Raw genomic sequence first — 10,528 nt, 5'->3', positions numbered from 1 at the left:
GATTTTGACGGCGGCTAAAGCCGCACGGGTCGCTTTTCATCCCTGCTTTAAAAAGTCAGGGCTTTCAAGCTCCCGATTCATGCTCTTGACACTCTCACGAATAGAATTCGTAAGTATAGCTTCGCTCGTGCCAACGATGGCCAGCTGTTGTGTCCAAAAAAGACAGGAAAATCCCTAGCGGGTTACAATTGGGACACTAGGGAACCAATCGTTGTTCGCTTCCGGCTCAAGCGCAGGATTCGTGGCTGGAATTGTCGCCAGTAAAGCTCGGCCAGCCACAGTTTTCCAGTGGTAAAAAACCAGCAGCACAATGGTTATCCCTCACCGAGCCGCAGGGGCAACAGCTAGTGCCAATCTCCATCCATTCAGGGCGACATTGGCTTTTTTCTTTCCCCGATTCGGCAAACAGAGCATTGGGCGATCGCAAGGAGAGTACTGTCCCCCATGCAGGGAAACTTAAACGAAATTGATATTCGCAGTATCTTGCAGCTAATTGAATTGGGTCAACGGACCGGCGAACTCCTCGTGGAAGCGCACTCTTTACGCATCCAACCGACGACGCGCTTGGACTCCAAGTTCCAAGGGCAATCCTGGTTTGTATTCTTTCTCAACGGTCAGATTGTTTACGCCACTGATAGCAACAGCAATCTATCGCGCCTGCGGGACTACTTGCGCCGCTACCGAGCCGACCGTGCCCTCGAACGTCTGGCTGCTCCTGCTCTTGGGTCCACCAATGCTCTAGAATACGGGTACTTATGGGTCTTATTAGAAAATAAAATCATTACCCCAGAACAGGGACGCAGCATCTTAAAAAATATGATCCACGAAACCATTTTCGATCTGCTGAGCTTGCATCAGGGGTCCTTTATTTTTGAAATGGGATCGGCTCTGGCACCGCAACTAACCACTCTGGAAGTGGGGCCGCTGGTGACCAAAATCATGAAACAGGTACAGGAGTGGAAGAAATTTCATCCCTACATCACCTCTCCCAATCAATGCCCCACCATTGCCGATCCGGAAAAGCTGCGCTCTAGCCTACCAGCGAGTACCTACAACGCCCTCAGTCGCTGGGCCAACGGCAAAACCTCCATCCGGCAAATTGCCCGCTACCTCAGCCGCGATATTTTGGTGGTAGCCAAAGCCATTCACCAATACGTGCAAAATGGTTCCGTACAGCTGTCTCCCCCTTCCTCGGAACTGCAGCTACCCAGTTCGCGCAAACTCACCCCATCCAATACCGCCTCCCATCCTCCCCACGTAGCTTGTATTGACGACGAAATGACCGTGGGCAAGTCGGTGGAAATGATGCTCCACAAGTACGGCTACCAGGTAAGCTCGATTTACCATCCTTTGGAAGACTTTCCCCGTTTGTTTCGGCTCAACCCGGATTTGGTTCTGTGCGATATTGCCATGCCGGAGCTGGATGGGTACGAACTGTGTGCTATGATGCGGCAAACCCATGTATTTCGCCACACCCCCATTGTGATGCTAACCGGCAAAGACGGCTTTATCGATCGCTTGAAAGCTCGCATGGTTGGTTCCGACGACTTTTTGTCCAAACCCTTCGGCGAAAACGAACTGCTGATGTTGGTAGAACAGTATATCGGTCCCGGCGATCGCAACCGGCAAGAACCGGAACCCAGCACCCAAGACAACCAACCCCAGCGCTAAAACCAGGGGCAGCGATGGTTCGGCGAGGGAGAAGACAGAATTGTTATGGTAGAAAAGAGAATGGAAAATGGGGAAGTCTGTGGCAAAAAACAGCTCTAACGCTACTGAAAAGCTATAAACTAGGCAATAGAATATAGCATCGTCCCTACTGGCCACCTACCGAATCTAGCGCCATGCGATGCGGTGCTTCCCCCTAGGGAAACCTTTTCCCTAGTCCTTCACCGCTCGGAAAATGGGTCAAGTTTTGATAGGCTGTGCAGCGTAGTGCCATTGGTAGCTTGTGTCTGTAAAGGCAGTAGGACAAGTCCTTTTCCAGTCGGGAAGGCTTGGCGATCGCTTGCTATCCGGCCATTTCGCGTGTTCCTTCCCTGCTCCCAAAGCGCGTAGGAACATTTCTTTCCTTTTTTCTTCGTTCCTCAAATCCTTACCATTGGCAGGGGAACCGGCGGTAAATTCTAACCGCACTTTCGTTTGTACCCGCCCTGCTGCAAAGCGGGTGTCCAACCATCCCAGGAAGTTCCCATGAGTAAAGTTCTGGTCGTGGAAGACAGCGTCACTCAGCGAGAAATGATCTCTAGCCTCCTGCGGGAAAGTGGGTTAAGCGTAGCAGAAGCCGGCGACGGCGTCGAAGCTTTGGAGAAAATCCAACAATCCAGTCCCGATCTAGTGGTTCTCGATATTGTCATGCCCCGCATGAATGGTTACGAACTGTGTCGGCGACTCAAAGCCGATGCCGAAACCAAGCACGTTCCCATTGTTATGTGTTCTTCTAAAGGAGAAGAATTTGACCGCTACTGGGGCATGAAACAAGGTGCCGATGCTTATATTGCCAAACCGTTTCAGCCCACCGAATTGGTGGGAACGGTCAAGCAGCTCCTACGCGGCTAAGGGGATTCCCCGACTGTTCGCCCCAGACCCCGTTGTTCCTTGGCCCCCAAACGAAAAAAACGAGATCCTCCCATGGTAGGCAATTCAGACTTTGAAACCGGTTCCGGTCCCGATCAAGACCCGGAATTTCAAGAACTAGAAACCCCAGAAGGGGAGTTACATCTGCGGTTTTATATTCAATCCAACAATGAATTTGCAATTCCCGCCACCGGTATCAAAGAAGTGATTGCCCAATCTCCCGAAACCATCACCCCGATTCCCAATGTTTCGCCTTTATTATTGGGAACTCTAAACGTGCGTGGTCGCATCGTTTGGGTGGCCGATCTCGGTCAATTTCTTGGAGACGTTCATCCGCTCAAAATGGACAGGAGCGAAATCTCAGTGATCGCTGTAGAAGATCAAGACACTATACTAGGATTAGCCGTAGAAGGCATTGTAGGCATGGCCTGGTTGGATTTGGAACAACTACAAGCTCCCCAAAGCGCTCCAGATAGTATGGCACCCTTCGTCAAAGGAGAGTGGACGATGGGCTCGGAAGAAGCTCCGCATCAAATTCGGTTGCTGGATCAAGTAAGCATCCTACGTTCGGCGCGTTGGGCAGCATAAACAGACCGCAGCCATCAGGGGTCAGGCTTCGCAAACGACGAACCACACCATGCACAGGCAACTGACTGACCAGGAGGAGGCAAATGGCACCAAGCATGGACTACACCCAAGCATACGAGCGCGCGCAAACTGCCTACATGGATGGGGAATATGAAGCGGCCGCCCATGCAATCAACCAGTTAATAATGGAATATCCAGAAGACCCTAGTGCTCGTCTCCTCTGCGGTCATATTTACTGTTACGGTCTGCAGGAATACGAAGTCGCCCTGGAACAGTATCAATATGTTTTGGAAAGTGCGAGCGATCCGGACTTGCTGGCCTTTGCTAATACTGGAATGAACGATGCTAGCAAGCAGCTCACAGCCGACGGAGAAATGGCGTCTGGGGCAGAGGCTGGTGACGATCGCTGTTCGGAAAGTAGCAATGCGCCTACGGAAGAAAATTCCCCAGAAGCTTTTGCCAACCAACAAACCCAGGTAGCCTCTTCCGAGACGCCAGCGCCCGCAGCCAGCAGCCAGCAGGAACCCACCCTGGCAGATGTGGATTTTGATATTGCCGATGAAAGCGATCGAGAGTCCCCTCTAAGCGAGCAAGCTCAACCAGATGTGGATCCCTTTGCGGTGGATATGGAGGCGCTGGGGGACGAGCAGCCAGAGATAACGGAGGAATCGGCAGCAAGCGACAATCCCTTCTCCAGTAACTTAATGGAGGAGGTAGATTCGCAGTTCTTTGATGAGGAAACCGCTTCGTTAGAAACCTCTGAGGAACCGGAAGCGTTACCAGCGGACAATCCATTTGCCGTGGCAGCGGATGCTGAAAGCAGCGAAGATGAAGAAGAGCTGGCTGGTGAGGAGGGAGAAGAAGGATTTCCCTTTGCTACCCCTGAGGCTGGGGCCTCCCCAGAGGGTTCTTCACAAGAGGAGCCCGAAAATCCGCTGATGAGCTTTGGCGATTTAGAACTGTCCGATAGCCAGACGGAAACTCCCGCCCCCTCTGCTCCCACTGGTGAAACCTCCAGGGCGGAAGAACCCCCCAGTAGCGATGAGATGGACGATTTTGCGGATTTGGGGGAAGACTTTTTTGGTGATGAGAGCGAATCTGGGGAGGAATCGCCGGAAGAGGATGATTTTTTTGGCGATGAGAGCGATTCGGAAGAGGCCACGCTGGCTACACCGGGGCTAGATTGGGAGAGCCAACCCCAACAGCCATCCAGCGGTGAAGAAGGTACGGGCAACGGACAACAAGGGGAGACAACGCCCCCTTCAGCGGCACCTTTGTCTGCTCCTGCCCCCACGGCGGACCAGCAGAACGGACATAACTGGACCAATGAGTTTGACTTTGATAGTTTTGACGATATTTTCAATGAAGAAGCTTTTCCCAATGAAGAAGAAGAGGAAAGTGACTTCAATGCTACCAGCGAAAGCGAGTCAGAAACGCCTTTGCCGGCGGATTTAGACCAACAAGGATATTTGCTGGATTTTGACGAGTTTGACGATATTGGCACCGACAGCAATGTGGGGACTGCGGCCGAGGACGATCGCGCCTTTAGCATGGACGAGTTTGAGGGGAATTTTGATGCTGCCCCCGAAGCGGAATCGGCGGTAGCAAGCGGCAGTGCGATCGCGGGGGGTGAAGCCAGTGATGCTTCCAGCTACGATTGGGATACCAATTCCAGTACCGAGTCTTCCGCAATCGCGGCGGATGAATTTTCCCACGTGGCGGCAGCAGCCCAAGATTTTTCGCCTGGGGGGAGCTACCAGGAACCGACGTCGGGATTGCGTACGGATACCAAAGCCATCGAACCGCCAATTCCCCGGCAAGTATCCGCCAGACAGTTGGTGACCAGTAGCATTACCGGGGCTTTCTGCGCCCTTGCGATCGCTACGGGGACCTACTTCCTTTCCTATGAAGTGGCCAATCAAGACAGCCTATCGCGGGAAGATCGCGGTGCGGTTCTGCCCAAAATTCAGCTGGCTGGTTTTATTACTTCTGTCTCCGCTGGTTTGGTGGGGGGGGCTACCACCTTTATTCTCAACCGCCGGCAAGCCAAGCGCATCCAAAAAAGCGTCCACGATTTGGGTCAGGCTTTCCACGACGTGATTCAGGGGGATTTGACCACCCGCGCCCCCGTGAGCGAAGACGAAGAATTTGGGCAGCTGGCGCGACAGTTCAACCAAATGTCCCAGGTAATTTTAAGCACCACCCGGGAAGCTCAACGGAAAGCGGAAGAACAAGAACAAGCCAAAGAAGACCTGCAACGGCAAGTGATCCGGTTGCTTGACGATGTGGAAGGGGCTGCCCGCGGCGATTTAACCGTCAAAGCAGAAGTGACAGCATCGGTGTTGGGGGCGGTTGCCGACTCCTTCAACCTCACTATTCAAAACCTGCGGGAAATCGTACAACAGGTGAAGAAAGCAGCCCGACAGGTCAGCGAAAGCTCCAAGGAAAACGAGAAATTTGCGGTCAACCTATCCTCCGATGCCCTGCGGCAGGCGGAAGAACTGGCTGCCACCCTCAATTCCGTACAGGTGATGACCGACTCCATTCAACGGGTGGCCGTGAGTGCCCGGGAAGCCGAAGAAGTGGCGCGATCGGCATCCGCTACTGCCTTGCGCGGTGGGGAAGAAGTGGAAAGCACCGTGGCGGGAATTTTGGCAATTCGGGAGACAGTAGCAGAAACCACGCGAAAAGTCAAGCGTTTGGCGGAATCTTCCCAAGAAATTTCCAAGATTGTGGCTTTGATTTCGCAAATTGCCTCCCGGACGAACTTGCTAGCCCTCAACGCCAGTATCGAAGCTGCCAGGGCTGGAGAAGCCGGACGGGGATTTGCCATCGTTGCCGACGAAGTGCGCCAGCTGGCCGATCGCTCTGCCAAATCCCTCAAAGAAATCGAGCAAATCGTGCGCCAAATTCAAAGCGAAACCGGTGCCGTGATGCAGGCTATGGAAGAAGGGACCCAACAGGTCATCGACGGCACGAAGCGGGCGGAACAAGCCAAGCGGGCGTTGGAAGATATCATTCAGGTATCCAACCGCATCGACGTTCTGGTGCGATCGATCACCGCGGATACGGTGGAACAAACCCAAACCTCCCAATCGGTGGCCCAGGTGATGCAGACCGTAGAGCTAACTGCCCAAGAAACCTCCCAGGAAGCCCAGAGGGTGTCCAAATCCCTGCAAAGCTTGGTGGGGGTTGCCCGGGACTTGCTCAATTCAGTGGAACGGTTCCGGGTGGAAGAAGATGCGGAAGAAAAACCGGCCAAACAAGAGTAGTTTCCTTTCTACCTGCCATCGGGGGATTGGCTGACCTTTTCCGCTCGGGCGCGATTCTCCGTACCAGACGCTTGGCGATCGCCACTAGACGAAAAGGAAAAACGTAAGCCAAAATAGGAGTACCCAAAGGATACAATAAGGACGAAAATTGGGAAAAATTCTCCTGTGGCACCCCACATTTGAGGCACCAATTCGGGACAGCAACCAAAGACTCATGGCTAGGGGGATAGCGTGGCTGAGCAACATCACGAACAAAGACAAGGACCAGAAGTGGGCATTGCCGAGCTGAAAAGCTTGGATGCTCTGTTTAAAAATTTAGAAACGGAATCGGAAGAGTTCGACCAAGAATGGGAAGAAGATATTTCCGACGCCCAAAGCCCGGTGGATTTTTCCGAGTTTGAGGACGAACTATCCACTGGACAGCCGGATTTTCAGTCGCTGTTGGATGTGGACAGCGAGAGCGAACAAGAGGAAGAAAGCACCGACAGCGATGACGAGGGCGCGCAAGAAGATTTTATGGGCTTGTTTGGCGACATTTTGCCTGGAGACTCGGAAAACCAAGCTGCTGCTGGGGCTACGGAACCGGCGGCACCGCTATCATCCCCATGGGGGGAAGCAGACGACGAAATTGAAGAGTTTTTAGACTTCGACGACCCATCGCCGGCAGAAGTCGCCGATGATGCCGCCAGGGAGGCGGCGGATACGAGCGATTTTGAAGATTTATTTGCGGTCAGTGACGAAGAGTCCGGCAACGAGACGCCGCAGGTTTCTCCAAGCACGACGGCAGGGGCAGCGGCGGACAAGAGCCAGCTCAGCAGTGCCCCCAGCCAGACAGCCGCCGAGAACAAACAACCATCCTCTCCACCGGTAGGGGAAGACGATTTTGAAGATTTGCTGGCGATCGCGGACGAACCCACTTCGGCAGCCAGCGGCGACTTGGGAGAGTCTGGGGAAAGCGATCGCGACAGTGGGTCCAATTTGGATTTCTTCCAAGAACTAGAATCCACCCTTTCCTCAGAAAGCGAAACCACCAGTCAAGAAACTACGACCTCTGGGGAAACTGATGAGGATTTGTGGCGTGCCATGTTTGGTAGCAGTGCCGGGGAAGATACCGAAGAACGGGTAGCCCCCTCGGCGCGTTGGACCATGAGCGATACCGATGAGGATAGCGAGGAAGACCTAGAAAGCCTGTTTAAAGACGCGGAAGAATTTGCCACCCCAGACGCCGAAGGAGAAGCCACTACCAAGGAAGAATCCGCCAACCTAGATGAAGATTGGTCGAGTTTTTGGTCCCAGGAAACGGCCGCCAACAGCAGCGAAGATCCCTGGCAGTGGGAAGCATCAGATACCGGTGCTTGGGAAGATTTGTTTGGTGGCGAAGCCTCCCCAGAAGCAACACCAGGGGCGGCTGGGGCTACAGCAAGCAGCGGCAGCTCGGATGGATTTGCCCAGCTAGAGAAGCTGCTGTCAGGAGTTCCCGCCGTCGCGATCGCTGATGACCCCGTTTTTCAAGAGTTGAGGACCCTATTGGGAGAGACCCCCCCAGGGGAAACCACACCATCGGCAACCGGCAGCGAAACCGCGGCCCCAAGCTCAAGCACTGCTGAAGAGAGTGCCAGCAGCCAGGCAACGCCCACCGAAGTGCCCAAAAAACAGGAAGATATTCCCGACGAAGACCTGGAGAAACTCTTACACGCGGCGGAGGGCAACATTGCCGCCAGCAATACCCGCCCCACCGGTCGTTCCAGTGGCGGTGGCGATACGCAACCCACCAGACGCAATCGGGCATTCGAGCAAACCATGCGGGTGCCCATCAAACAGTTGGACAATCTGAGCAACTTGGTTGGGGAGTTGGTGGTCAACCGCAACAGCTTGGAACAAAACCAAGAACGCCTGCGCCAGTTTTTGGATAACTTGCTCCACCAGGTGCAAAACTTGGGGGATGCCGGACAGCGGATGCAGGATCTCTACGAGCGATCGCTGCTGGAAATTTCCCTGCTCTCTAGCAACCGGAGTGCCTACGGACAGTACCAAAGTAACGAATCCAAACAATCTGCTTCCCAAGATAGCCAGCAAGAGCAAGAAAGCAACGACGGCGATGAAAACAACAACGGTTCGCGGAACAAGCACCATTCCGGGGAAGAATTCGACGCCCTGGAAATGGACCGGTTTACTGGTTTCCATACCCTATCCCAAGAAATTATCGAGCTGATCGTACGGGTACGGGAAGCCTCCTCCGACATTGTCTTCTTGGTAGATGAAACCGAGCAGGTAACGCGGCAGCTGCGGCAAATTACCACCCAAGTCCAAGAAGGCTTGACGCGATCGCGCATGGTGCCTTTCGCCCAAACCGCCGACCGCTTGCCCCGCGGCGTCCGAGATAACGCCAAGAAATTTGGCAAAAAAGTGGAACTGGTGGTGGAAGGTCGCGACACCCTCATCGACAAAATGCTGGTGGAACAGTTGTACGACCCCATCACCCACCTGGTTAACAACGCCGTTGCCCACGGTATTGAAACTCCCGACCAGCGCGAACGCAATGGCAAATCCCCCGTCGGTCGCATCACCATTCGTGCTTTCCACCAAGGCAACCAAACCGTCATTTCTGTAGCCGACGACGGTGCCGGCATCAACTCCGAAAAAGTGAAAACCAAAGCCCTGCAAAAAGGAGTCATTACCCAAGAACAAGCCAACAAAATGCCCCGCAACGAGCTGTACAACCTGCTCTTTTTACCAGGGTTTACCACTAAAGACAGCGCCGACGATTTAGCCGGTCGCGGTGTGGGCATGGACGTGGTTCGCACCAAACTTAGCGAACTGCGAGGGCACATCAGCACCGATTCTGCCCTGGGCAAAGGCACCACTTTCACCATTCGCTTGCCTTTGACCCTGAGCATTTCCAAAGCTCTATGCTGTATCAACGACCGCGCCCGCATTGCCTTCCCCATCGATGGTGTAGAAGACACCATTGAAATAAGCAAAAACCAAATCGAAACCGACTCGAAAAACGGCGGTTCCTACGTTGCCTGGCGCGACCTCTCCATTCCGTACAAATCTTTGAAAGAACTGTTGGTGTACCAACGACCTTTGGGGCGTAGTTCTGTCTACAGCGGTCACGACGAAGACGAAGAGCAAATTTCTGTCGTCATTTTGCGCAGTGCCGGCAATTACCTGGCTGTGAAAGTCGATCAAGTTCTGGGAGAACAGGAAATCGTAATCAAACAGCTAGAAGGTCCGGTTCCCAAACCCGTAGGCATTGCCGGTGCCACAGTTATGGGGGATGGCAAAATTGTTGCTATTGCCGACGTTTTGGAACTCATCGACCTAGCTTGCGGACGCCGTCGCAGCGAACCTGTGGGCACCCTTTGGGAAGAACCGCAATCCGCAGAACCCAGCGAACCCGAAGCCACCACCGAAAAAGCCGAACCAACAGTTTTGATTGTGGACGACTCGATTACCGTACGCGAGTTGCTTTCCATGACCTTCAAAAAAGCCGGATACCGAGTTCAACAAGCCCGCGATGGCAAGGAAGCTTGGGAGAAAATGCGTTCGGGAATTCCTTGCGATTTGGTCTTCTGCGACATCGAAATGCCGCGCATGGATGGTTTGGAATTGCTCTCGCGCATGCAGAAAGATTCCCAACTCAGCGATTTGCCCATCGCCATGCTTACTTCCCGCGGTGCCGACCGTCACCGGCAAATGGCTATGCAAATGGGGGCGAAGGGATACTTCACCAAACCCTATCTGGAAGAAACGCTTTTGGAAGCTGCCCAACGCATGTTGCGCGGAGAAAGCTTGGCAAATACATAACGAAATCCAAATTTTCCCTTTCTACGAAATAGCAGGCAATGAAATTTTTCTCTTGCCTGTTTTTTACTTTGAAACTGTTGGTAGTTATACCAAATCCGATATTGCTAAACCACAAACATAACCCGAACCGTCCCCCTTGTAAAGCAGGGCTGTTTCATTTTCGGGGGGAAATTCTAAAAAAAAAGCGACCGTTGCCATAGTAAAATTGGGCGGTCGCTACTTTCAAGTACTTATGGAAAGTTTAATTCAATTTTTGAAACAAGTCAAGGAACATCGTTGTT

Annotated in this window: 5 protein-coding genes; all 5 read left to right on the top strand. The window is 53.2% G+C overall.

The window, feature by feature from the left end; translation table 11 throughout:
- The first annotated feature begins 444 nt into the window (after positions 1 to 444).
- The 5 genes from AS151_RS03280 to AS151_RS03255 all read left to right on the top strand — a co-directional run bounded on the left by AS151_RS03280 (position 445) and on the right by AS151_RS03255 (position 10,247).
- Positions 445 to 1,671 (top strand): response regulator, encoded by a 1,227-nt coding sequence (locus tag AS151_RS03280; RefSeq protein ID WP_071515643.1) that lies wholly within the window; start codon positions 445 to 447, stop codon positions 1,669 to 1,671.
- A gap of 522 nt (positions 1,672 to 2,193) precedes the next feature.
- Positions 2,194 to 2,559, top strand: coding sequence for a response regulator (locus AS151_RS03270; protein ID WP_071515641.1), 366 nt, complete (start codon positions 2,194 to 2,196; stop codon positions 2,557 to 2,559).
- Between the two features lie 72 nt (positions 2,560 to 2,631).
- Positions 2,632 to 3,165, top strand: a complete 534-nt coding sequence (locus tag AS151_RS03265) for a chemotaxis protein CheW (protein WP_071515640.1) — start codon at positions 2,632 to 2,634, stop codon at positions 3,163 to 3,165.
- Positions 3,166 to 3,248: 83 nt separating this feature from the next.
- Positions 3,249 to 6,437 (top strand): methyl-accepting chemotaxis protein, encoded by a 3,189-nt coding sequence (locus tag AS151_RS03260; protein ID WP_071515639.1) that lies wholly within the window; start codon positions 3,249 to 3,251, stop codon positions 6,435 to 6,437.
- 231 nt (positions 6,438 to 6,668) lie between these two features.
- Positions 6,669 to 10,247 carry a hybrid sensor histidine kinase/response regulator gene (locus tag AS151_RS03255; RefSeq protein ID WP_071515638.1) on the top strand — a complete coding sequence of 1,193 codons (3,579 nt, stop codon included), beginning with the start codon at positions 6,669 to 6,671 and terminating at the stop codon, positions 10,245 to 10,247.
- Positions 10,248 to 10,528: the final 281 nt, after the last annotated feature.

Origin of the sequence: Geitlerinema sp. PCC 9228, from assembly GCF_001870905.1 — a bacterium.
GTDB lineage: Bacteria > Cyanobacteriota > Cyanobacteriia > Cyanobacteriales > PCC-9228 > PCC-9228.
The sequence above is the reverse complement of the archived record's forward strand: the minus strand, read 5'-3'. Positions and strand labels throughout refer to the sequence as shown.